Source organism: Brevundimonas sp. SORGH_AS_0993, from assembly GCF_030818545.1.
In the GTDB taxonomy this organism is placed as follows: Bacteria; Pseudomonadota; Alphaproteobacteria; order Caulobacterales; family Caulobacteraceae; genus Brevundimonas.
Window position 1 is genome coordinate 2,202,614 of the sequence record NZ_JAUTAH010000001.1, and the last position, 22,397, is coordinate 2,225,010.

The window sequence follows — 22,397 nt, forward strand, 5'->3', positions numbered from 1 at the left end:
TCCCCCGTCCGTTGACACCGGCCCCTTGGGGTCACAAAAGCCTTCGCAACCGCACACGGCGATTGAATTCATTCGCTTTTGAGAACGATTCGCATGACTCAGCCCAACCCGACCCATCGGGGTGCGCCTGGCGACCGAACCGGCCGTTACGTCACCCAGCCCAACGGCCGCGTCACGCCGATGTCGCCCTTCATGGAGGTGTGGCGCTGGCACGTCACCATGGCCGCCTCCATCCTGTTCCGGGCCACCATCATCGCCGCCAGCGTCGGTGCCGTGATCGTCGTCGGCTGGCTGGGCGCCCTGGCGTTCGGCCCCGAACACTACGCCTGTTTCCTGTCCCTGGCGGGCTCGCCCCTGGGGCTGCTGGTCGGGTTCGGCCTGACGGTGGTGGTCCTGTCCTTCGTGCTGAACGGCGGCCGCCACCTGGTCAATGACACCGGTCACGGCCTGACGCTGAAGCCTGCGACGCTGATGGCCCATATCGCGGTCTGGGCGCCGGTTCCTCTGGCCATCCTGTTCTGGGTCGTGCTGTTCGCTTCAGGGAGGGTCGCGCTGTGAGCAGCCCGGTCAAGTTCAAGAACAACGTCAAGGTTTCCGAGCGCCACGGCGCCTCGGAATGGCTGAACGAGCGCGTGCTGCAACTGGCCCTGATGCCGCTGGGGCTGTGGGTGCTGTCGACTATCCACACCCTGGCCAGCGCCGATTATGGCGCGGTCTCGGCCTGGTTCGCCAATGCGCTGAACGCCGTCCTGGCGGGCTTGACCCTGGTGATCTTCTGCGGCTTCGCCAGCCTGGCCTGGAAGGTCATCCTGGAGGACTATGTGCCCCATGCGGGCGCGCGGCGCGCCCTGGTGCTGCTGGTCAATCTGATCTGCCTGGTGCTGGCGGCGGCCGGCGTCTTCTTCATCACGCGGATGGCGCTGGGATCCGCGCCGTTGCCCGCCGGCTTCGGAGCCTGATCGTCCAATGGCTGCTTACGAACTCATCGATCACGAATACGACGTCGTCGTCGTCGGCGCCGGCGGATCGGGCCTGCGCGCCGCCCTGGGCGCCGCCCAGCAGGGGCTGAAGGTCGCCTGCGTCACCAAGGTCTTTCCGACCCGCTCCCACACCGTGGCGGCCCAGGGCGGCATCTCCGCCTCGCTCGGCAACATGGGCGAGGACAGCTGGCAATGGCACATGTACGACACCGTCAAGGGGTCGGACTGGCTGGGCGATCAGGACGCCATCGAATATCTGGTCCGTAACGCCCCCAAGGCGGTCTATGAGCTGGAACACTGGGGCGTGCCCTTCAGCCGCACCGAAGAAGGCAAGATCTATCAGCGCGCCTTCGGCGGCATGACCCGCAACTTCGGCGAAGGCCCGGTGCAGCGCACCTGCGCCGCCGCCGACCGCACCGGCCACGCCATCCTGCACACCCTGTACGGCCAGTCGGTGCGTCGGGAAGTGAAGTTCTTCGTCGAATATTTCGCGCTGGACCTGATCATGCAGAACGGCGCCTGCACCGGCGTCACCGCGCTTCAGCTCGACAACGGCCAGCTTCACCAGTTCCGCGCCAAGATGGTGGTTCTGGCGACCGGCGGATACGGCCGCGCCTATTTCAGCGCCACCTCGGCCCACACCTGCACCGGCGACGGCAATGCGATGGTGCTGCGCGCCGGCCTGCCGTTGCAGGACATGGAGTTCGTGCAGTTCCACCCGACCGGCATCTATGGCGCCGGCTGCCTGATCACCGAGGGTGCGCGCGGCGAGGGCGGCTATCTGACCAACTCGGAAGGCGAACGCTTCATGGAGCGTTACGCGCCGACCGTGAAGGACCTGGCCCCGCGCGACATGGTTTCGCGCTCCATGACCATCGAAATCCGTGAAGGCCGCGGCGTGGGTCCGAACAAGGACCACATCTTCCTGCACCTGGACCACCTGGATCCGAAAATCCTGCACCAGCGCCTGCCGGGCATTTCGGAAAGCGCCAAGATCTTCGCCGGGGTCGATGTGACCAAGGAGCCGATCCCGGTCCTGCCGACCGTCCACTACAATATGGGCGGCATCCCAACGAACTATCACGGCGAAGTCCTGACGCTGCGCGACGGCGACCCCGACAGCGTGGTTCCGGGCCTGATGGCCGTGGGCGAGGCGGCCTGCGTGTCGGTGCACGGCGCCAACCGCCTGGGCTCAAACTCCCTGACCGATCTGGTGGTGTTCGGACGCGCCGTCGGCCTGCGCTGCGGCGAGGTGGTGGACAAGGCGTCAGCCGTGCCGTCGGCGCCCAAGACCCAGATCGACGCCCACCTGGCGCGCCTGGACCGCTTCCGCTTCGCCGACGGCTCGACCCCGACCGCCGAGCTGCGCCTGTCGATGCAACGCGCCATGCAGGCCGATGCGGCGGTCTTCCGCACCGGCAAGACGCTGGAAGAGGGCGTGCAGAAGCTGCGCGCCATCGACGCCGCCGGCGCCGACATCAAGACCACCGATCGCGGCCTGATCTGGAACACCGATCTGATCGAGACGCTGGAGTACGACAACCTGATCGCCCAGGCGACGGTGACGATCGAAGGCGCCCTGAACCGCACGGAATCGCGCGGCGCCCACGCCCGCGAGGACTATCCCGAGCGCGACGACGTTCAATGGATGAAGCACACCTTGGCGTGGAAACGTCCCGGCGCGCAGGTCCAGATCGATTATCGCCCGGTGCACAACTACACCATGACTGACGACGTCTCGTACATCGAGCCGAAGGCGCGGGTTTACTAAGATGGTTCAGCTGTCTCTCCCCAAGGGTTCCAAGCCCAGCAAGGGCAAGGTTCACAAGGCGCCGGCCGGCGCCAAGAACGTGAAGACCTACAAGGTCTATCGCTACGATCCCGAGGTGGACGCAGATCCGCGCTGGGACGTCTATGAGGTGTCGTCCGACGATCACGGGCCCATGCTGCTGGACGCCCTGATCCATATCAAGAACCAGATCGACCCGACCCTGTCGTTCCGACGGTCGTGCCGCGAGGGCATCTGCGGCTCCTGCTCGATGAACATCGACGGGCGCAACACTCTGGCCTGCACCAAGGGATGGGACGAGTGCTCGTCGTCCAACATCACCATCGCCCCCCTGCCGCACCAGCCGGTGGTCAAGGACCTGGTGACGGACCTGAGCCTGTTCTACGCCCAGTACGACTCGATCCAGCCGTATCTCCAGTCGGACACGCCCGATCCCGAGAAGGAACGCCTTCAGACCCCGGCCGAGCGCGAAAAGCTGGACGGCCTGTACGAGTGCATCCTGTGCGCCTGCTGCTCGACCTCGTGCCCCAGCTACTGGTGGAACCAGGAAGAGTATCTGGGCCCGGCGGCGCTGCTTCAATCCTATCGCTGGATCGCCGACAGCCGCGACGACGCGACCCAGAAGCGCCTGGACGATCTGGAAGACCCGTTCAAACTGTATCGCTGCCACACGATCATGAACTGCGCCCAGGTCTGCCCCAAGGGGCTGAACCCGGCCAAGGCCATCGCCGAGACCAAGAAGCTGATGGTCGCCCCCAGCCGCAAGAAGGCGGCCTGAGTATCCGGCGCCGGGGGCCTTGCCTCCGGCGCCGCCTCGTTTAAGAGCGGCGCATGGTCAGCATCACCTATATCGAACATGACGGAACCGAACACGTCGTCGACGTGAAGCCGGGCCTGTCCGTCATGGAAGGCGCGATCCGCAACAATGTGCCGGGCATCGACGCGGACTGCGGCGGGGCCTGCGCCTGCGCCACCTGCCACGTCTATGTCGACGATGCCTGGCGCGAGGCGACGGGCAAGCCCAGCGCCATGGAGGAATCCATGCTGGATTTCGCCGAGGAGGTGGAGCCGAACAGCCGCCTGTCGTGTCAGATCCGCGTCTCCGACGCCCTGAATGGCTTGGTGGTCCGCCTGCCGGAAAATCAGCACTGAGATGATCCGGGCGCCACGATCGATCTGGCGCGTTGGAACAGCATGAGCCTGTTCAAGCCCAAGTCGATCCCGACGGACGAGCGCCGCGCCGCGCCTCGACGCCCCCTGAACGCGCGGGGCGTCGTCTGCGCGCCGGGGATGGAGACGGCCTGCGTCATCGTCGATCTGTCGGACGGGGGGATGCGGGTGCGGCTGGATCGCGGCGCCGCCTTGCCGGGTGAGGTGGTGGTGGTCGATGTGGCCGAAGCCGTCGCCTATCCGGCGACCGTCGTATGGCAGAAGACCCACGACGCCGGGTTGAAACAGACCGGGGCCAAATCCCTGCGCGGCCTGGCCCCGGCGCGTCTGGTCCAGGCGCGGGACGCCTGGCTGAGGGCCGGCGGGCGTTAGGATCAGGCGGCGTCGGACGGCATGGCGCCGGCGTTGATGGCGATCCGGCCGATCAGACCCTTGACGATCAGGTCCAGGGCCGAGCCCTCGCGATAGTCGGCGGCGGCGACGAAGTTCACGCGGTCCTCCGAGATCAGAGAATAGACTTTCTTCTGGTCCTTCTCGTTCGAGCGCGGATCATAGACGGCGATGGAGAAGCCGCCCTTGGTGTGCATCATCTTCATGGTGGGAACGTCGGTGTCGCCGTCGCCGATGAAAATCATCCGCTCGAACGGCACCGGGCGTTCGTCGTCGGGGATGAAGTGGTTGATGCGTTCGTGTTCCCAGTGGTTCTTCACGCCCTTGTTGATGCGGAACAGATACTGGGTCTTGGTGGTGTAGTTGACGCCCACCGCCGGCCAGGCGGCCTCGTCCTTGTCGTCATAGACATAGTGGGAGGCGAAGACGTGGGTCAGGGCGGGTCGGATCGGCGTGCCGTCGATCATCTCCTCTAGCCCGGCGGAGATGATGTAGTGTTCGATCTCCAGCCCGTATCGGGCGCCGAAGGCGTTGATGCGGTCGAACCAGGACAGGTCCTTCAGCCCCTCGAACAGGGCCACCGCCTCGCCATGCTGGCGCAGGGTGTCGCGCGTGACGGGCGCGCCGTTCTGGCGCGCATGGTGCAGCATCAGCTGCATATACATCAGTATGCCGTCGCCGTCGGCCTGCTTGGTCAGGCGCTCGGCCTCGGCCCAGAAGGCGCCGATGTCCATGCCCACCGAGGGGATGAAGCTGACCTCCTGCATATTGCCGCGCGCCAGCGTGCCGTCGAAATCATAGATCAGGGCGGTCTTCAGCGCCGGAATCGAAGCGGCCATGGGCGGGATCCTGGGTTGATCCCGCCCGTCTATATCAGCCGGCCGCGTCCGTCGATTGTCGCCGTCGGCCGAAGGTGGGCGCCGCCGCCTTCTGTTCGCTCCAATAGGCGGCGCCGGTCGTGGGCTTGAACATGGTGCGCGCCGTGCCGTCCCGGGCCACGACCGCGAAGGTGTTGGTCGATGCCTGATAGATCAGGGTGTCGCCGTTCGGGCGCTTCACCGTCTCGACGTCCCGCGGCGGCTTGGAGGTGAAGGCCGCCACCTTGGTCAGATAGTCGTCGGGCGTCCGAGCGCCGAAGGCGGCGCCGTTGCGGTCGAACAGGCGGGCGACCTTGGCGTCCGTCGTCTCGCGCCGATTGGCGGTCAGGACCGACTTGGGCTGGGCAGTCTGCGGCGCCTGGGCGTCCGCCGTCTCGGGCGTGGAGGCCAGGGCCAGCGGCGCATCGCCGCCCGCCGCCCGTTCCCGCGTCTCCACCGCCGAGGGCCGGTCGCAGCCCGCCAGAGCCAGCAGGGCCAGCGCCGTCGCCGTCCCCGCCCATCCCGAACCCTTCGCTCTCTGTCTCATTCGTCCCTCCGGATGCTCGCTCGACGTGAGACAAGCACAACCGATCAGTTCATGCAATGTTCTTGTCTGCCGTCTCGACGTGGTCGCGCGGGACGGCTAGACCGAGAGCATGAACAGCCGATCCCTTTCGAACCGCAAGGTGCTGCTGATCGTCGGCGGCGGCATCGCCGCCTATAAGGCGTTGGAACTGGTGCGGCTGATCGCCAAGGCGGGAGGCGAGACGCGCGTCATCCTGACCGAGGCGGGGGCCGAGTTCGTCACTCCCTTGTCGCTGGCGGCCCTGAGCGGCCATCCGGTGCGGTCCGGCCTGTTCCATCCCGACGACGAGACCAGCATGGGCCATATCGAGCTGTCGCGTTGGGCCGATCTGGTGGTCGTGGCGCCGGCGACGGCCGGGCTGATCGCCAAGGCGGCGAACGGCCTGGCGGACGACCTGGCCTCCACCACCCTGATCGCAACGGACAAGCGGGTGCTGATGGCGCCGGCGATGAACGTGCGGATGTGGCTGCATCCAGCGGTTCAGGCCAATGTGGCGCGGCTGAAGGGCTTCGAGGGCTTCCACGGCGTCGCCGTCGTCGGCCCGGACGAGGGCGAGATGGCCTGCGGCGAGTATGGCGCCGGCCGGATGGCAGAGCCCGCCGCCATTCTGGAGGCGATCGAAGGTCTTTTGGCCGCCGCCGGACGACCGCTGAAGGGCCGTCGCGCCGTGGTCACGGCCGGTCCTACGTTCGAGCCGATCGATCCGGTGCGCGGCCTGACCAATCGCTCCAGCGGCAAACAGGGCTACGCTATCGCCGCCGCCCTGGCCGAATTGGGTGCGGAGGTGACGCTGGTGTCCGGGCCGACGGGACTGAACGCGCCGGCGGGCGTGAAGCGTGTCGATGTGGAGAGCGCGCTGGAGATGCAGGCCGCGACGCGCACCGCGCTTCCCGCCGACATCGCCGTCCTGTCCGCCGCCGTGGCCGACTGGCGCGTGGACACGATCGCCGGGGGCAAGATCAAGAAGGGGCCGGGCGGGCCGCCGACCCTGGCCCTGATCGAAAACCCCGACATCCTGGCCGGGATCGCCGCGCCGGGACCCGATCGGCCGGCCCTGGTCATCGGCTTCGCCGCCGAGACCTCGGACCTTGAGGCCAACGCCCGGGCCAAGCTGTCGAGGAAGGGTTGCGACTGGATCGTGGCCAACGACGTCTCGGAGGGGGTGTTCGGCGCGGAGGGCAACGCCGTCCTGTTGATCTCGGCCGATGGAACCGAGGCCTGGCCGCATCAATCAAAGACCGCCGTGGCCCGCACTCTGGCCGCCCGCATCGCCGAACATTTCAAGGACCCCGCATGACCCATGCCCCGCTCGCCGTGGAGATTCAGCGCCTCCCTCACGCCGAGGGCCTGCCTCTGCCGGCCTATGAGACGTCGGGTGCGGCGGGCATGGATCTGCGCGCCGCCGTGCCGGACGACCAGCCGATGACCTTGGCCCCGGGCCAGCGCGCCCTGGTGCCCACGGGGCTGAAGATCGCCGTGCCGCTGGGTTACGAGGCCCAGGTGCGGGCCCGTTCGGGCTTGGCGCTGAAACACGGCATCATCTGCCCCAACGCGCCGGGCACGATAGACAGCGACTATCGCGGCGAGTGCGGCGTCATCCTCGCCAACCTTGGGGCCGAACCCTTCCTCATTCGCCGTGGCGAACGCATCGCCCAGTTGGTCATCGCCAGGCATGAGCGGGCGGACTGGGTCGAGGTCGAGACCTTGGACGACACCGCGCGCGGGACCGGCGGGTTCGGATCGACGGGGCGCTGAGCCCTATACCGGCGGCGCGGTCGGCTGGATCAGGCCGCCTTTGCGGCGGACGTGTTCGCGCCAGGCGGTGTAGAGGCCGCTGGAGGCGATCAGGGCGGCGCCGGCCAGGGTGTTCAGGCTCGGCGGCGTGTGCAGCAGCCACCAGCCGAAGATCACCGCCCCGATGATCTGCAGATAGTCAAAGGGCGCGACCACGGCGACCGGCGCCTTCTGCAGCGAGCCGGTCATGAACAACTGGGCCAGACCCCCGACAATGCCCGAGGCGATCAGCAGCGCCAGAGTCTGGGGCGACCGCCAATGACCGACGAAGGGCAGCAAGATCGCGCCCACGACGGACGAGGCGACGAAGAACCAGAAGACGATGGCGGCGACGTGCTCGGTGTCGCGCAACTGGCGCAGGGTGATGGTGACGCCCGCCGTCAGGACCGCCGCCGCCAGGCCGAACCCGATCCCGACCAATGGAACGGCGTGATCACCCGCACCCGGCCGCATGACGATGACGACGCCGACGAAGCCCAGGGCCACGGCAGCCCAGCGACGCGGTCCAACCGGCTCCTTCAGGATCAGGAAGGACAGCAGGGTGGCGAAGACCGGGGCGGTGAAGCTGAGGGTCGTGGCGTCGGCCAGAGGCAGCAGGGTCAGGGGCTGGAAGACGCACAGGATCGAGGCGATGCCCAGGGCGCTGCGCCCGACATGGGCCCACGGTCGGCGCGTCGTCAGGGCCTTCAGCCCGTGCGGGCGGCCCAGCACCCAGATCAGCACCACCGGCAGGCCGAAGAAGGCGCGGTAGAACAGCATCTCGGGCGCGCCCACCCCGTCTAGGGACGCCAGCTTCAGCACCGCCGCCATGATCGAAAAACAGCCCGCCGCCGCGATCCTCAGGGCGATTCCCTTGGCGGCGGTCTCTGTGTCGGGATGGGCAGTCATGGGGCCTTTGGTGAATAGTGCTAGTGAGCAAGACGTGAGCGTGAACGGCGAGGACATCCGCTCACCCCCCTCGCTCACTAGCACTATTCACCGCCGATGCGGCGGCGGACCGTCAGGCCTGTCTGAAGCCCAGCACGTCCTGCATGTCGTAGAGCCCCGGACGGCGCGAACGGACCCAGGCGGCGGCCGCGACGGCGCCCTTGGCGAACAAGGAACGGTCGATAGCCGAATGGCCGAGGGTCAGGACCTCGGCCTCGGATGCGAAGAGGACCGAATGTTCGCCGATGACGCCGCCGGCCCGGATGGAGGAAAAGCCGATCTTGCCGAGTTCGCGTTCGCCCTGCACGCCGTCATAGGGCGGGCTGCGCAGGTCCGACAGGTCCGCGGACCGGCCCTCCGCGGCGGCTTCGCCCAGCATCAGGGCGGTGCCGGAGGGGGCGTCGACCTTGCGCCGGTGATGGCTCTCGGTGATCTCGATGTCCCATTCCTGGGCGTCCAGGCGCTGGGCCGCCTGCTGCACCAGACCGATCAGGACGTTGACGCCCAGGGAGAAGTTGCCGCTCTTGACGATGGCCACGGTTTCGGACGCCTTCAGGATTTCGGCGTCCTGATCGGGCGTCATGCCGGTGGAGCCGATGACCAGGGCGGGCGCGCCGCGCGCCGCCGCCGCCTGGGCCAGAGCCACGGAAGCATCCGGCGTCGAAAAGTCGATGATGACGTCGCACAGCGAGATATCGGCCGTCTCGCCCCAGTCGAAACGGGCGGCGACGACCACGTCGTCGCGCGCATCCAGCACCTGGGACACCGCCCGGCCCATACGGCCGCGATAGCCGGAAATGCCGGCGTGGAAGATGGCGCTCAAACCACGTTCTCTTTCGACCCGTCCGCGTCCTGATTGCCCAGGATGTCGGCCCAGAAGCGCTTGGCCTTTCCGGCGAAGCTGGAGTTCCGGGGGTTCTGCGCCTCCCCGAACGACAGGGCAAGCTCCTGCAACAGTTCCTTCTGGCGGGGGGTCAGGTCGGTGGGCGTCTCGACGAACAGTTCAACCACCAGATCGCCCCGGTTGCGGCCGTTCAGGTGGGGCATCCCCTTGCCCTTGATCCGCACGGTCTTGCCCGTCTGGGCGCCGGCCGGCACCTGGACCGAGGCTTTGCACTTGCCGTCGCAGGCGTCCGAGACCAGGCAGGGGGCGTCGATCTCGCCGCCCAGGGCGGCCACCGTCATGGGCACGGGCACGGTGACGAGCAGGTCCAGATTGTCCCGCTCGAACAGATCGTGAGGCGCGACCGACAGGAAGACATAGAGGTCGCCGCGCGGGCCGCCGCGCTGGCCGGCGTCGCCCTCGCCCGACAGGCGGATGCGCGAGCCGTCGTCCACACCGGCGGGAATTTTCAGGTTCAGGGTGCGGGTCTTTCGCACTTGGCCGTGACCGTGGCAGGTCGTGCAGGGATCGGCGATCATCTGGCCCGTGCCGTGGCAGCGGGGGCAGGTGCGTTCCACCTGGAAGAAGCCGTTGGCCTGACGCACTCGGCCCGCGCCGTGGCAGGTGGTGCAGGTGACGGGCTTGGTGCCTGGCTTGGCGCCCGACCCCTCGCAGGTGTCGCAGGTCAGGGTGGAGGGAACGGCGATGTCCACCTCGGCGCCCTTGTAGGCCTGCTCCAGGGTGATCTCCAGATCGTAGCGCAGGTCCGAACCGCGACGCGGGCCGCTCTGCTGGCCCCGGCTCTGGCGGCCGCCGAAGGCGTCGCCGAACGCATCGCCGAACACCTGGGAGAAGATGTCGTTGATGTCCGAAAAGCCCTGACCGCCCTGGCCGAAGGGATTGCCGCCGCCGCTGCCGTTCACCCCGGCGTGGCCGTAGCGGTCATAGGCGGCGCGCTTCTGGTCGTCGGACAGGACGCTGTAGGCCTCGGAGATTTCCTTGAAGGCCGTCACCGACTCTTCGGACCCGCCGTTTCGGTCCGGGTGATGGACCATCGCCAGCTTGCGATAGGCCGCTTTCAGACCGGCGGCGTCGATGGTGCGTTCGACGCCCAGAACCTCGTAATAGTCACGCGCCATAGGGCGTTCGTCCTCATACTTCCCCTGACGTTCCGCCGCGTCTCTTTGCGAACGCTGGTCGAAACGCTGTCCCGGCTGACATGGGGGCCGGGACGCATGATGCAAGCGTCAAGAAAAGGCCCCGCCTATCGCAAGACAAGCGGGGCCGTTTCGTTCAGCCGCCCGACATGGGTCAGGCGCTCTTCTTGTCGTCCTCGTCCGAGACTTCCTCGAACTCCGCATCGACCACGCCGTCGTCGGCCGGCTGGCCCTCGGCCGCGTCGCCTGAGCCCTGCTGGGCGGCGTACATGGCCTCGCCCAGCTTCATCGACGCCTGGACCAGGGTATTGGTCTTGGCGCGGATGTCCTCGGCGTCGGTCCCTTCGCGGGCGGTCTTCAGATCGGCCAGGCCGGTCTCGATGGCCGCCTTCTCGTCGGCGCCGACCTTGTCGCCGTGATCGGCAAGGGCTTTCTCCGTCGAGTGGATCAGGCTGTCGGCGGCGTTCTGGGCCTCCACCAGGTCCTTCTTGGCCTTGTCGGAAGCGGCGTTGGCCTCGGCTTCCTTGACCATCTTGTCGATATCGGCGTCCGACAGGCCGCCGTTGGCCTGGATGCGGATCGACTGCTCCTTGTTGGTCGCCTTGTCCTTGGCCGAGACGTTGACGATGCCGTTGGCGTCGATGTCGAAGGCGACCTCGATCTGCGGCATGCCGCGCGGCGCGGGCGGAATGCCCATCAGGTCGAACTGACCCAACAGCTTGTTGTCGGCCGCCATCGGACGCTCGCCCTGGAAGACCCGGATCGTCACGGCCGACTGGTTGTCGTCGGCGGTCGAGAAGGTCTGGCTCTTCTTGGTCGGAATGGTCGTGTTGCGTTCGATCAGCGGGGTGAACACGCCCGCCCAGGGTTTCGATGCCAAGGGTCAGGGGCGTGACGTCCAGCAGCAGCACGTCCTTGACGTCGCCTTGCAGAACGCCGGCCTGGACGGCGGCGCCCAGGGCCACGACCTCGTCAGGGTTTACGCCCTTGTGCGGCTCCTTGCCGAAGAACTTCTTCACGGCTTCCTGCACGGCGGGCATGCGGGTCATGCCGCCGACCAGAACCACTTCGTCGATGTCCGATGCCTTCAGGCCGGCGTCGGCCAGGGCCTTCTTGCAAGGCTCGATGGTGCGCTGGATCAGGTCGTCGACCAGGGATTCTAGCTTGGCGCGGGTCAGCTTGATGTTCAGGTGCAGCGGGCCCGAGGCGTTCATGGTGATGAACGGCAAGTTGACCTCGTACTGAGCGGTCGAGGACAGTTCCTTCTTGGCCTTTTCGGCCTCTTCCTTCAGGCGCTGCAGGGCCAGCTTGTCCTGGCGCAGATCGACCGACTGCTCCTTCTTGAACTCGTCGGCCAGGTAGTCGACCAGGCGCAGGTCGAAGTCCTCGCCGCCCAGGAAGGTGTCGCCGTTGGTCGACTTCACCTCGAAGACGCCGTCGCCGATCTCCAGGATCGAGACGTCGAAGGTGCCGCCGCCCAGGTCATAGACGGCGATCTTCTGGCCGTCGTTCTTTTCCAGACCATAGGCCAGGGCCGCCGCCGTCGGCTCGTTGATGATACGCAGCACTTCCAGACCGGCGATCTTGCCGGCGTCCTTGGTGGCCTGGCGCTGGCTGTCGTTGAAATAGGCCGGGACGGTGATGACCGCTTGCGTGACCTTGTCGCCCAGATATGCCTCGGCCGCTTCCTTCATCTTGGTCAGGATGAAGGCCGAGATCTGCTGCGGGGAATAGTCCTTGCCGAAGGCGCGCACCCAGGCGTCGCCGTTCGGGCCCTTGACGATGTCATAGGGCACCATGCCCTTGTCCTTCGCCACGACGGGGTCGTCGAAGTTGCGGCCGATCAGGCGCTTGATGGCGAAGAAGGTGTTGGCCGGGTTGGTCACGGCCTGACGCTTGGCCGGCTGGCCGACCAGGGTTTCGCCGCCGTCCTGAATGGCGACGACCGAGGGGGTGGTGCGGTTGCCTTCCGCGTTTTCGATGACCTTGGGGTTCTTGCCGTCCATGACGGCGACGCACGAGTTGGTGGTGCCGAGGTCGATGCCGATGATCTTGGCCATGCGCGTTCTGTTCTCTTTCGTATCGGCGGGCGATGCGGCGGCCTTCGACGAAGCGCCGCGCGTGACCGCCCCCAGTTGGGTTGGCGTTTAGGTGGGCCGGATAGCCCCAGCTTTTGCGGGGTTTCTCCGAAGCTGGCCCCGATATGGGAAAGAGCCCTTGGCCTGCAAGGGCGATCTGCGATTCAGCCGTGCGATGCGGCCGGTTTTCGCGCAGGATCGGCCCATGTTCGCAGGCCGTGCATGATTTCAGAGGTCAAGACCGCCTTGGCGGGGTTTCGGCTGTGGCCGGGCGCGCTGGGCGTCGGCGCCCAGGTCGAACTGCTGGACGCCGTGTTCGCACGGCTGGAAACGGCGCCGTTGTATCGGCCGGTGACGCCGGGCGGCCGGCCGCTGTCGGTGCAGATGAGCAATTTCGGGCCGCTGGGCTGGGTCTCGGACCGGCGCGGCTATCGTTATCAGCCCACACATCCGCAGACCGGCGCGTCTTGGCCGGATATTCCCCAGGCGCTTCTTGACCTGTGGGCGGCGACGGTGGGCGGCCCGGCGCCGGACGCTTGTCTGGTCAATCTTTACCGCGACGGCGCCCGGATGGGTCTGCATCAGGACCGGGACGAGGCGGACCTGTCGATCCCGGTCCTGTCGGTGTCGCTGGGCGACGCGGGGATGTTTCGCATCGGTCCGGCCGAAGCCGGGCGCACCCTGACCTTGAGGCTGGAGAGCGGGGACGTCTGCGCCCTGACCGGCCCGGCGCGGCTGGCTCGGCACGGGATCGACCGGGTGCTGGAAGGGTCGTCGCGCCTGATCCCGGGCGGCGGGCGTCTGAATCTGACGCTGCGTCGCGCCGGCCTCAGTCCAGGCTGATCTTTTCGCCGCCCGGCTCGTCGCGCCGCCAATAGCCGGCCGCCTTCATCGCCCTGGGCGAGAAGCCGAGGTCGAGCGCGACCGCCCGCAGCGCCTTGGCCACGGCCGCCTCTGCGGCGATCCAGACATAGGCGTCGGCCGAATCGACCCTAGCCAGGGCGGTTTCGGCCGCCTCCAGCAGGGCCAGACCCTCGCCGCGTGGCGCGCCGTCGCGCGTCGCCCAGGTCACGGCGGCCTGCGACGGGCTTTCCAGAGCGATCCTGTCGGCGGCGGTCCCGACCTCGATCACCGCATGGGCGCGGGCCTGGGCGGGCAGTTCCTCCAGCCGTCGCGCGATGGCGGGCAGGGCCGTCTCGTCGCCGATCAGCACGTGGTCGGCGTAGTCGGTCGGCACGACGAAGGAACCGCGCGGTCCGCCCACGCCCAGGATCGCGCCCGGCCGGGCGGCCATGGCCCATTCCGTGGCGGGCCCGCCGTGACCCGTTACGAAGTCCAGCGTCAGTCGGTTGATCGCGGGGTCGAAGGCGCGGGGGGTATAATCGCGCATCGTCGGGCGCGGCTCGGGAAAGACCGGCCCGTCCGGACCAGGGGTCGGCAGGATCGGCGGCTGGCCCTCCGCCGTCGGGAAGATTTTCACATGGTCGTCGAAGCCCAGAGAAATGAATCCTTCCAGATCCGGCCCTTCCAGCACGACACGCCGCAGCGAGGGGGTCAGGTCCTGGACCGTGGCGACGGTCAGGGCGCGGAATTTCAGCGCATGTCGGACCCGCTGGATGTCGCGGGCGCTCATGCCTTTTCCACCGTCTCGGCCGCGGCCGCGATCGCGGCGGCGATGGCCTCCACCTGGGCGTCCGTCAGGGCGGTTTCGCCGGTCACGCGGGTGTGGACGGCCTGGCGCAGCCGGCCGATGGCGTCCTGAATGGCGGCCGGGCGCACGGCGCGGGCGGCGAACTTGCCCATGGTCGCCTCGGCCGCGCGCAGCACCTCGACGTTCTCGGCCAACAGGGCGCGGCCCGCCTCGGTGATGGAATACAGCTTCTTGCCGCCTTGAGTCTCCGACACCAGAGCGCCCATCTCTTCCAGCAGGGTCAGGCTGGGATAGATGACGCCGGGGCTGGGCGAATAGGCGCCGCCCAGGCGCGTCTCCACCGCCTTGATCAGCTCATAGCCATGGCTGGTCTTGTCCGCGATCAGCGACAGCAGCACCCAGCGCAGCGTGCCGTGGTCGAACAGACGGCCGCCGCCGCGTCGTCCGTGGCCGCGCCCCTCGGGACGATCGCTCCAGCCGGGGCCGAAGCCGCCGCCCCGCATGCCCCGGCCGAAGCCGAAACCCGTGAAGCCCAGCCCCCCGAAGCTGCGCCGTTCATGTTTTTCGCCGCAGCCGTGGCCGCGGAAGCTCTTGTGGGATCGCATCGCCCGTTCCTTTTCGATATATCTAATCACGTCTGTTCAGATATATCGAAATATCGAAATGCGCAAGGGGCGGAGCGTGGGGGCTGGCGCTCGGACCCGCCTTGCGGCCTAAGAAGACATGGACGATCTGAAACGCCGCTGGGCGCGGCTGGCGCCCCATGTCACCGTCGTCGGCCCGAACGACGACAAGCCTCGACCGGCCGTGCTGCTGTTTCACGGCTGCGGAGGTCCGCGCGCCCACCTGCCCCGCTATGCCGAGGCGGCGAAGGCGGCGGGCTGGCGGGCCTTCGTCGTCGATTCCTACGGTCCGCGCGGCTGGGGTCGGGCCTTCACCCTGACGACGGTCTGCACCGGCTTGACGTTTCGGGGCTATGAGAGGGCGGGCGACGTCCTGGCGGCCATTCAGGCCGTGTCGGCGCGATCGGACGTGGATCCCCGACGCCTGGCCCTGGCCGGCTGGAGCCACGGCGGCTGGTCGATCATGGAGATGATGAGCGGCGAACGACGGCCCGGCGACATGGGGGTGATGGACCCGGACTCCGCCGACCTGTCCGGCGTCAAGGCGGTGTGGCTGGCCTATCCCTATATCGGGCCGTTCGCCTTCAACCGGATGAAGCCCTGGCGGCATTGCCCCCGCGTCCTGGCCGTGACCTGCAGGCAAGACCATCTGACCACGGTGCGGAACGCCGAACAGGTCAACGCCATGATCCGCCACTGCGGCGCCGATGTGGAAAGCTGGATCGCGGGGGGCACCCACGCCTTCGACGAGCCGACGAACAACGGGCCGATGCGCCACGACCCCGCCCTGACGCAGGAAGCGCTTCGCCGGTTCCAGGCCTTCCTGAACGATGTGGCGCCGGCGTTCTGACGCCCTGTCTCAGGCCCCCGTTCTCAGGAGGGGTGCGTTTCTCAGGCGGCGGCGCTGGGCAGGGCGTCCGGGAATTCCCCCCGGCCCAGAAGGCCGGTTTCGAAGTCCATGAAGATGTCCATGAGCTCGTCGACATTGACGGGCGAGGCGCCGGGGGCGAAACGGAAGCGCCAGTAGCTGACGATGTGCTGCACCGCGCCCAGCTGGTCGCCCAGCTTGGCGAACATGGCCGGCGCATCCAGCAGGAAGTCGCGGAAGGCCGTCGGTTGGCCCTCGCGCGTCAGCTTGGCGTAGGCGTCGTCATAGACGCGCAGGGTGCGGCTGACCTCGTCGCAGGTCTTGATGATGCGGGCGCGCAGCACGTCGCGGCTGCGGGCGATATATTCCTTGGCCGACGTGTCGGCCCTGCCGATCGGCTTGATGGTGCGGACGGATTCGGCGACGGCGGCCACGTCGCTCAGCAGGGCCCCCAAGGTCCATTTGTAGTAGAGGAAGCCTTTCCAGCAGAAGACGCCCTCCTGATACTGCTCGGGCGCCAGGCGCAGGGTCAGACGCAGGGCGTCCAGCTGATCGCCAGGCGAGTTCGACAGGATCTTGGCGGCCATGCGCGAGGCGGAATCGGACGCCACGGCCAAGGTGTCCTCGCCCAGGCTCAGCGTCACCAGCGGCTCGATCTCGGCGCGCACGAAAGCCTGCATCCGCTGAAGATCGCTCTCGCTGATCGAGAAATAACAGGGCGAAGGGTCCAGGCCGCCCCGACGCAGCTGCTCGCGCAGCAGAAAAGGGTCCAGCGACGGCAGCTTGTCGATCAGACGCAGGGTCTGCAGGTCCGGATGACCGGGGGCGATGCCGAACGCCTCCATCATCACCCGCTCGAAACCAATCTGATTGACGAAGGCGTAGCGGCCGCCGGTCTTAAGTTCGTGGTCGTCGATGGGCACCAGCAGTTTGGTGGCGACCTGGCGACGACCGGTGAACAGATCCGTCTCATTGCGGCGCAGCCGGTGCTTGATGATCAGCGACCTGTTCAGCGCCGGGGTGCGGAAGATGGGCCGCGCCGCCCAGTCGGGATTGCGCACGGCGCCATCCGCGCGGCTGTCGCCATGTTCTTCCCACACGCTCAGCAGGTTCAGCACCCGAGCGGTCGAGGCCGAGCCTTTCAGATGTTCCAGATTGCGGACGGCGCGATCGATCATGGACTGCACTGTATGCAGACAATGATGACCAATGGCTTAGCCGTTCAAAAAAGAAAGACGCTTAGAGGCTGATCGTTTTAGACGGCACTGCTCTGCGGTTCCGGCTGAAGCGTTATTCAGGCCCTAGAAGGCCGCGCTGACGGAGACCCAAAGGCGGCGCGGTTCCTGGTTGTTGGCGTACTCCGGCGCATAGGCGACCGGCGCGCCATAAGGCAGCAGGCTGACGAAGTCCTTGTCCAACAGGTTATAGACCGCCGCATGGACGGTCAGGTGATCGTCCACCCGATAGGCGCCCCCCAGGTGGAACAGGCTGTAGGCGCCGTAATCGCCCAGGGCGTCCTGGGCCGCACCCGCGCCCCGATAGCGTTCGGACCGATAATCGCCGCGCAGCCACAGATTCATCCGGTCCGTCGCCGTCCAGCGCACCTGTCCGTTGACCATGTGGCGCGGCGTGTCGGTCAGGGGCATTCCGACCGCCGCGCCCGACTTCTGCTCGCTGTCGGTGAAGGTGTAGTTGCCCTGCACCGTCCAGCTTTCGGCGAAGCGATAGCGGGCGGTGGCCTCGATTCCTTGCGTCACCGCCTCGTCGATGTTCACCGACTGGCCGAAGGTGGCGACCGTGGCGATATAGGGGGTGTAGAAGCCCACGTCGTAACAGCCGGAGGTGCTGTATCCGCCCGCCGCGTACTGGGAAGTGGTCAGGCCGAACAGGCAGTTGGCGATGGGCACGCCGCTGGCGATCTTGTCGTCGAACTGGTTGTGGAACAGGGTCGCGCTGGCCCGCAGGCGGTCGCGGTCGTCATACAGGACGGCGAACTCGGTCGAGGTAGAGGTCTCGGGTTGAAGGCCGGGGCTGCCCAGCAGCGGCAGGCGGCCCTGGGCGCCGAAGCCGTTGATGCCCGGCGCCAGCTGTTCCAGCCGGGGCGTCTTGAAGCCCTGGCTGATCCCCCCCTTGACCGTCCAGACCTCGGACGGGTTCCAGACCAGATAGGCGCGGGGGCTGAAGTGGGCGCCGAAGGTCGAATGGTCGTCGTGGCGGGCGCCGACCGTCAGGGCCAGGGCGTCGGTGAATCGCCACTCGTCCTCGGCGAAGACGGCCCATTGGGTGTGGCGGAACGCGCCGGAGACCACCCCGTCGGTCATTTCGGCCTCCCAGTGCTGGCCGCCGACGGTGAAGGTGTGCGCGCCCCACTGCGAGAACAGCTTGGCGTCCACGATGCGGTTCTCGCTCTCCAGGGTGCGGGGGCCGCCCGCGCCGGCGACGCCGTGGGGGATGATGCGGCCCACCGTCTCGGTGCGGCCGATGGAGTAGTTGGATTCCAGGACACCGAAGGGCAGGCGCCAGTTGTGGGCGATCGCGATCTGGTCGCGGTTGAACTCCAGGAACTTGTCATAGCCGCCGGCGGTGGTCGCCGTGCCCATCTGGCCCTTGGCGTTGTCGTACCACTGGCGCGCTACGTCGGCGTCGATCCAGAGGTCGTGATCCGGGTGCAGGTCGAAGGCCAGGCGGGCGCCCGCGGACCAGATCCGGTTGGCGGTGGCGCTGCGGCCGAAGCCGGTCACGGGCGCCTCGGCGCCGGAGGCGTCCTGGAAGGTCAGGCGCGACTGTTCGCGTTCCGAACGGGAGGCGCGCAGCGACAGTCCGACGCGATCCTTGACCAAGGGGCCGGCCAGATAGAGGTCGCCGCCCCGGATCGGGCCGAACTCGTCGTCGCCCTGGACGGTATAGTGCGCGGTCGCACCGCCGGCCCAGCGGTCGCCGATCTTGCGGGTGATGATGTTGACCACTCCGCCCATGGCGTCCGAGCCGTAGAGGGTGGACACGGGCCCGCGCACCACCTCGACCCGTTCGATGGCCGAAACGGGAGGCAGGAAGCTGGTCGCGGTCTCGCCGAAGCCGTTGGGCGTGACGCTGCCGGCCGTGTTCTGGCGCCGGCCGTCGATCAGGATCAGGGTGTAGTCCGAGCCCATGCCCCGGATGTTGATGGTCTGGCCGCCCGACTTGCCGACGGCGGCGCCGGTGTCGACGCCTTCGACGGTGTTCAGGATCTCGGCGATGGAGACGGCGCGCGTCTCCTCGATCTCGGCGCGGGGCAGGACGCTGATCGAAGCCGGCGCCTGGTTGATCCTTTGCTCGAACCCGGACGCCGTGACCACCACCTCCTCCAGTTCCGCCGCAGGCGACGACGGCGCGCGCGGCTGATCGTCGGCTGGACCTTTGGCCTGGGCGACGCCGGCGACGTTCAGGGTAAGGACGAAGGCGGCGCCCGACATCAGCCGCGCGCGGGTCGAGATGGTCATAAGCAAACAGGCCCCTTAGTTGCGAGCGCCTCTCAACATCATTCGCAGGCCCGGACCAAGGGGGGTGCGCCCATCGGTCGCAAGAGGACGGCGGCAAGCCGTCGCTGGTCAGGGCGGTGGGGCGGGCCTAGAAGGAGGCCATGCAGTTGATCGACATCCTGATCGCCCTCGCCATCCTGGCCGTGACGGTCACTCTGGGCCTGGGGCTTTATTCGCTATTTCGCGGCGGGGACTATGCGCGGACCCATTCCAATCGGTTGATGCGGTTGCGCGTCGCCCTGCAGGCGGCGGCGGTGCTTCTGCTGGTCGGCGGCATGGTCTGGAAGGCGACCAGCGGGGGCTGAGACCATGGTGACGCTGAACAAAATCTATACCCGCACGGGCGACCAGGGCCAGACCCGCCTGGCCTCTGGCGCGCCCGTGTCCAAGACGGATCGTCGGGTCGAGGCCTATGGCGCCGTGGACGAGTTGAACGCGGTCATCGGCGTGGCCCGGCTGAACAGCGGCCAGAACGACCGGATCGACGCCATGCTAGGCCGCATCCAGAACGAACTGTTCGATCTGGGCGCCGACCTGGCCACCCCGCTGGACCCGCCGCCCGCCTGGGAGGCCCTGCGCATCCTGGACAGCCAGGTCGAGCGGCTGGAACGCGAGATCGACTGGATGAACGAAAGCCTGAAACCGCTGGACAGCTTCATCCTGCCGGGCGGTTCGTCCTTGTCGGCCCATCTGCACGTCGCCCGAACCGTCTGTCGCCGCGCCGAGCGCGAGACGGTTCGGCTGATGGAGGCGGGCGCAGAGGTCAATCCGGCGGCGGTGAAATATCTGAACCGCCTGTCCGACCACCTGTTCGTGGCCGGTCGTCGCGCCAACGCCAACGGCGCCGACGACGTCAAATGGAAGCCGGGCGGGACTCGATAAGCCCGGCGATCAGCGCTGAACGGCCTCAGTTCGCGGGGGTGGCCCGGGACAGGGCGGCTTTCTGGCGCTCGACCTCGGCCGCGCGAGCGCGGTCCTGGGCGGCCAGTTCGGTTTCGATCCGAATCAGCTCGCGGTTCTTTTCGTCCGAGGCTTGGGCGCGCGAGACGCCGATGGGGCGTCCGGTGATCTGGGCGATGGAGATCGGCTGGGCGCAGATGCGATTGTCCATATCGTACCACTTGCCCTCCGCCTCGCACCGCTTGCCGGGGGCGACCCAATAGTCCTGAAGGACGAAGATGCCCGCCACGACCAGAGCGAAGGCGGCGGTGAACATCATGGCCAGGCGGGGAAAGGTCAGGAAACGCTTCATCTCGGGGTCCGTTAAGGGGGCGTCGGCGGGAAAACCTGACGCGGCGTTACGTTGACAGGCCTTCGCGACCGCTCCATGTCCTGCCCCTGCATTCAGGCGATTTCACGGATAGACCCATGAAGGTACTCGTCCCCGTCAAACGGGTGATCGACTATAACGTCAAGGCCCGCGTGAAGGCGGACCAGTCGGGCGTCGATCTGGCCAACGTCAAGATGAGCATGAATCCCTTCGACGAGATCGCCGTCGAAGAGGCCGTGCGTCTAAAGGAAGGCAAGGAGCATCACGCGGCCGGAACGGCGGACGAGATCGTCGTGGTCTCCATCGGCGTGACCCAGGCCCAGGAGACGATCCGCACCGCCCTGGCCATGGGCGCGGATCGCGGTCTGCTGATCCAGTCGGACACGGACCTGGAGCCCTTGGCCGTCGCCAAGCTGCTGAAGGCGGTGGTCGAGGAGGAGAAGCCCGATCTGGTCCTGATGGGAAAACAGTCCATCGACGGCGACAACAATGCGGTGGGCCAGATGCTGGCCGCTCTTCTGGACTGGCCCCAGGCCACCTTCGCCGGGAAACTGGTCATCGAGGGCGGCAAGGCCACAGTCACGCGCGAGGTCGATGGCGGGCTGCAGACCCTCGCCGCCGAACTGCCGGCGGTCGTCACGGTGGATCTGCGGCTGAACACGCCGCGCTACGCCTCCCTGCCCAACATCATGAAGGCCAAGAAGAAGGAGATCGCCCTCAAGGCGGTCGCCGACTACGGCGTCGATGTCGCCGACCGTCTGAAGGTCCTCAAGGTCACGGAGCCGCCCAAGCGGTCGGCCGGGGTCAAGGTCGCCGATGCGGCCGAACTGGTTTCCAAGCTCAAGTCCGCGGGAGCGCTGTAATATGGCCGTCCTCGTCATCGCCGATCACGACGGCTCCGCCGTCCGCGACACCACCCACAAGACCGTGACCGCCGCCCTGGCCCTGTCGTCCGACGTGGACGTTCTGGTCGTGGGTCAGAACGCCAAGTCCGCCGCCGACAGCGCCGCCAAAATCGCCGGTGTCCGCAAGGTGCTGCTGGCCGAGAGCGCCGGTCTGGGTCACGCCCTGGCCGAGGCGGTCGAGGCGACGGTCCTTCCGCTGGCCGCCGGCTACGACGCGATCCTGACCCCGGCCTCGACCGACGGCAAGAACTTCGCTCCGCGCATCGCCGCCAAGCTGGACGTCGCCCCGATTTCCGACATCGTCGAGGTTCTTTCGTCGGACAGTTTCGTGCGCCCGATCTATGCCGGCAATGCGCTGGAGACGATCCAGTCGTCCGACGCCAAGAAGGTGATCACCGTGCGTCCGACCGCCTTCGCAGCCGCCCCCGAGGGCGGCTCGGCCCCTGTGGAAGTCGTCGCCGGCGCGGAGGCGCCCAAGACCGCCTTCGTGTCGGAGGAAATGGTCAAGTCGGATCGTCCGGAACTGGGCGCAGCCAAGATCATCGTCTCGGGCGGCCGCGCCCTGGGCTCGGCCGACGAATTCCACGCGATCATGGAGCCGTTGGCCGACAAGCTGGGCGCCGCCATCGGCGCCAGCCGCGCGGCCGTCGACGCGGGTTACGCGCCGAACGACTATCAGGTCGGCCAGACCGGCAAGGTGGTCGCGCCCCAGCTCTATATCGCCGTGGGCATCTCGGGCGCGATCCAGCACCTGGCGGGGATGAAGGACTCCAAGACCATCGTCGCCATCAACAAGGACCCGGACGCCCCGATCTTCCAGGTCGCCGACTATGGCCTGGTCGCGGACTACAAGACCGCTGTGCCCGAGCTGATGGCCGCTCTGGGCTGATCGGGTCAGCCGGGCCTATAGAGAAGGGCGCGACGTCGGACGTCGCGCCCTTTTTCGTTCGT

The 22,397-nt window shown here is 67.5% G+C and carries 24 protein-coding genes and 1 pseudogene; 14 read left to right on the forward strand and 11 right to left on the reverse strand.

Features of this window, described 5'->3' with window-relative positions; translation table 11 throughout:
* The first annotated feature begins 93 nt into the window (after positions 1–93).
* From sdhC to QE389_RS10900, 6 genes are read left to right on the forward strand one after another with little or no spacing between them, the layout of a single operon-like run.
* Positions 94–558, forward strand: coding sequence for a succinate dehydrogenase, cytochrome b556 subunit (gene sdhC, locus QE389_RS10875; RefSeq protein ID WP_307367173.1), 465 nt, complete (start codon positions 94–96; stop codon positions 556–558).
* A complete protein-coding gene (gene sdhD, locus QE389_RS10880) occupies positions 555–959 on the forward strand; it encodes a succinate dehydrogenase, hydrophobic membrane anchor protein (RefSeq protein WP_307367176.1) in 405 nt (134 codons plus the stop codon). Before sdhC ends, sdhD begins: the two co-directional genes overlap by 4 nt.
* 7 nt (positions 960–966) lie before the next feature.
* Positions 967–2,751, forward strand: a complete 1,785-nt coding sequence (gene sdhA, locus QE389_RS10885) for a succinate dehydrogenase flavoprotein subunit (RefSeq protein ID WP_307367177.1) — start codon at positions 967–969, stop codon at positions 2,749–2,751.
* A 1-nt stretch (position 2,752) separates the two neighbouring features.
* Positions 2,753–3,547: a succinate dehydrogenase iron-sulfur subunit gene (locus QE389_RS10890; protein WP_307367179.1), complete on the forward strand. Its 795-nt coding sequence runs from the start codon at positions 2,753–2,755 to the stop codon at positions 3,545–3,547.
* Positions 3,548–3,600: 53 nt separating this feature from the next.
* Entirely contained in the window at positions 3,601–3,921 is a 321-nt protein-coding gene (locus tag QE389_RS10895) for a 2Fe-2S iron-sulfur cluster-binding protein (RefSeq protein ID WP_307367180.1), read from the forward strand.
* Between the two features lie 42 nt (positions 3,922–3,963).
* On the forward strand, positions 3,964–4,311 hold the full coding sequence (locus tag QE389_RS10900; protein ID WP_307367182.1) for a PilZ domain-containing protein: 348 nt from the start codon (positions 3,964–3,966) through the stop codon (positions 4,309–4,311).
* A 2-nt stretch (positions 4,312–4,313) separates the two neighbouring features.
* Here QE389_RS10900 and QE389_RS10905 read toward each other — a convergent pair whose 3' ends face one another.
* Together QE389_RS10905 and QE389_RS10910 are read right to left on the reverse strand one after the other, a co-directional pair.
* Positions 4,314–5,168, reverse strand: coding sequence for an HAD family hydrolase (locus QE389_RS10905; RefSeq protein WP_307367184.1), 855 nt, complete (start codon positions 5,166–5,168; stop codon positions 4,314–4,316).
* Between the two features lie 34 nt (positions 5,169–5,202).
* Positions 5,203–5,733, reverse strand: a complete 531-nt coding sequence (locus QE389_RS10910) for an S-type pyocin family protein (protein ID WP_307367186.1) — start codon at positions 5,731–5,733, stop codon at positions 5,203–5,205.
* A gap of 109 nt (positions 5,734–5,842) precedes the next feature.
* On the opposite strand from QE389_RS10910, the gene coaBC reads away from it, so the two are divergent.
* The gene (coaBC, locus tag QE389_RS10915; RefSeq protein ID WP_307367188.1) at positions 5,843–7,069 is read left to right on the forward strand and encodes a bifunctional phosphopantothenoylcysteine decarboxylase/phosphopantothenate--cysteine ligase CoaBC; all 1,227 of its coding nucleotides are present in this window, start codon (positions 5,843–5,845) and stop codon (positions 7,067–7,069) included.
* On the forward strand, positions 7,066–7,527 hold the full coding sequence (gene dut, locus QE389_RS10920; protein ID WP_307367190.1) for a dUTP diphosphatase: 462 nt from the start codon (positions 7,066–7,068) through the stop codon (positions 7,525–7,527). Before coaBC ends, dut begins: the two co-directional genes overlap by 4 nt.
* Before the next feature lie 3 nt (positions 7,528–7,530).
* Here dut and QE389_RS10925 read toward each other — a convergent pair whose 3' ends face one another.
* The 4 genes and pseudogenes from QE389_RS10925 to dnaK all read right to left on the reverse strand — a co-directional run bounded on the left by QE389_RS10925 (position 7,531) and on the right by dnaK (position 12,593).
* Positions 7,531–8,454, reverse strand: a complete 924-nt coding sequence (locus QE389_RS10925) for a DMT family transporter (protein ID WP_307367192.1) — start codon at positions 8,452–8,454, stop codon at positions 7,531–7,533.
* A gap of 112 nt (positions 8,455–8,566) precedes the next feature.
* Positions 8,567–9,316, reverse strand: a complete 750-nt coding sequence (gene dapB / locus QE389_RS10930; protein ID WP_307367194.1) for a 4-hydroxy-tetrahydrodipicolinate reductase — start codon at positions 9,314–9,316, stop codon at positions 8,567–8,569.
* Complete coding sequence (dnaJ, locus tag QE389_RS10935; protein WP_307367196.1) at positions 9,313–10,515, reverse strand: molecular chaperone DnaJ; 1,203 nt, start codon at positions 10,513–10,515, stop codon at positions 9,313–9,315. The genes dapB and dnaJ overlap by 4 nt, the downstream gene beginning before the upstream one ends.
* 172 nt (positions 10,516–10,687) lie before the next feature.
* Positions 10,688–12,593: pseudogene (gene dnaK / locus QE389_RS10940) on the reverse strand (molecular chaperone DnaK).
* Positions 12,594–12,833: 240 nt separating this feature from the next.
* Here dnaK and QE389_RS10945 point away from each other — a divergent pair.
* The gene (locus QE389_RS10945; protein ID WP_307367198.1) at positions 12,834–13,454 is read left to right on the forward strand and encodes an alpha-ketoglutarate-dependent dioxygenase AlkB; all 621 of its coding nucleotides are present in this window, start codon (positions 12,834–12,836) and stop codon (positions 13,452–13,454) included.
* Here the strand turns inward: QE389_RS10945 and QE389_RS10950 are convergent.
* Positions 13,441–14,244: a siderophore-interacting protein gene (locus tag QE389_RS10950; RefSeq protein ID WP_307367201.1), complete on the reverse strand. Its 804-nt coding sequence runs from the start codon at positions 14,242–14,244 to the stop codon at positions 13,441–13,443. The two genes, QE389_RS10945 and QE389_RS10950, sit on opposite strands and share 14 nt — an antisense overlap.
* Complete coding sequence (locus tag QE389_RS10955) at positions 14,241–14,867, reverse strand: PadR family transcriptional regulator (protein ID WP_307367202.1); 627 nt, start codon at positions 14,865–14,867, stop codon at positions 14,241–14,243. The genes QE389_RS10950 and QE389_RS10955 overlap by 4 nt, the downstream gene beginning before the upstream one ends.
* Before the next feature lie 118 nt (positions 14,868–14,985).
* Between QE389_RS10955 and QE389_RS10960 the strand changes: the two genes are divergently transcribed.
* Complete coding sequence (locus QE389_RS10960) at positions 14,986–15,735, forward strand: dienelactone hydrolase family protein (RefSeq protein WP_307367204.1); 750 nt, start codon at positions 14,986–14,988, stop codon at positions 15,733–15,735.
* 41 nt (positions 15,736–15,776) lie between these two features.
* On the opposite strand, the gene QE389_RS10965 is transcribed toward QE389_RS10960, so the two are convergent.
* Positions 15,777–16,931 carry a hypothetical protein gene (locus QE389_RS10965; protein WP_307367206.1) on the reverse strand — a complete coding sequence of 385 codons (1,155 nt, stop codon included), beginning with the start codon at positions 16,929–16,931 and terminating at the stop codon, positions 15,777–15,779.
* 123 nt (positions 16,932–17,054) lie between these two features.
* Positions 17,055–19,232, reverse strand: coding sequence for a TonB-dependent receptor domain-containing protein (locus QE389_RS10970; protein ID WP_307367208.1), 2,178 nt, complete (start codon positions 19,230–19,232; stop codon positions 17,055–17,057).
* Positions 19,233–19,372: 140 nt separating this feature from the next.
* Here QE389_RS10970 and QE389_RS10975 point away from each other — a divergent pair, with 140 nt between their 5' ends.
* On the forward strand, positions 19,373–19,576 hold the full coding sequence (locus tag QE389_RS10975) for a twin transmembrane helix small protein (protein ID WP_307367210.1): 204 nt from the start codon (positions 19,373–19,375) through the stop codon (positions 19,574–19,576).
* A gap of 4 nt (positions 19,577–19,580) precedes the next feature.
* On the forward strand, positions 19,581–20,153 hold the full coding sequence (locus QE389_RS10980) for a cob(I)yrinic acid a,c-diamide adenosyltransferase (RefSeq protein WP_307367212.1): 573 nt from the start codon (positions 19,581–19,583) through the stop codon (positions 20,151–20,153).
* Positions 20,154–20,178: 25 nt separating this feature from the next.
* Here the strand turns inward: QE389_RS10980 and QE389_RS10985 are convergent, their stop codons facing one another.
* Entirely contained in the window at positions 20,179–20,523 is a 345-nt protein-coding gene (locus QE389_RS10985) for a hypothetical protein (RefSeq protein ID WP_307367214.1), read from the reverse strand.
* A gap of 116 nt (positions 20,524–20,639) precedes the next feature.
* On the opposite strand from QE389_RS10985, the gene QE389_RS10990 reads away from it, so the two are divergent.
* The gene (locus QE389_RS10990; RefSeq protein ID WP_307367216.1) at positions 20,640–21,404 is read left to right on the forward strand and encodes an electron transfer flavoprotein subunit beta/FixA family protein; all 765 of its coding nucleotides are present in this window, start codon (positions 20,640–20,642) and stop codon (positions 21,402–21,404) included.
* A gap of 1 nt (position 21,405) precedes the next feature.
* Entirely contained in the window at positions 21,406–22,335 is a 930-nt protein-coding gene (locus QE389_RS10995) for an electron transfer flavoprotein subunit alpha/FixB family protein (RefSeq protein WP_307367218.1), read from the forward strand.
* The last annotated feature ends 62 nt before the right edge of the window (positions 22,336–22,397 follow it).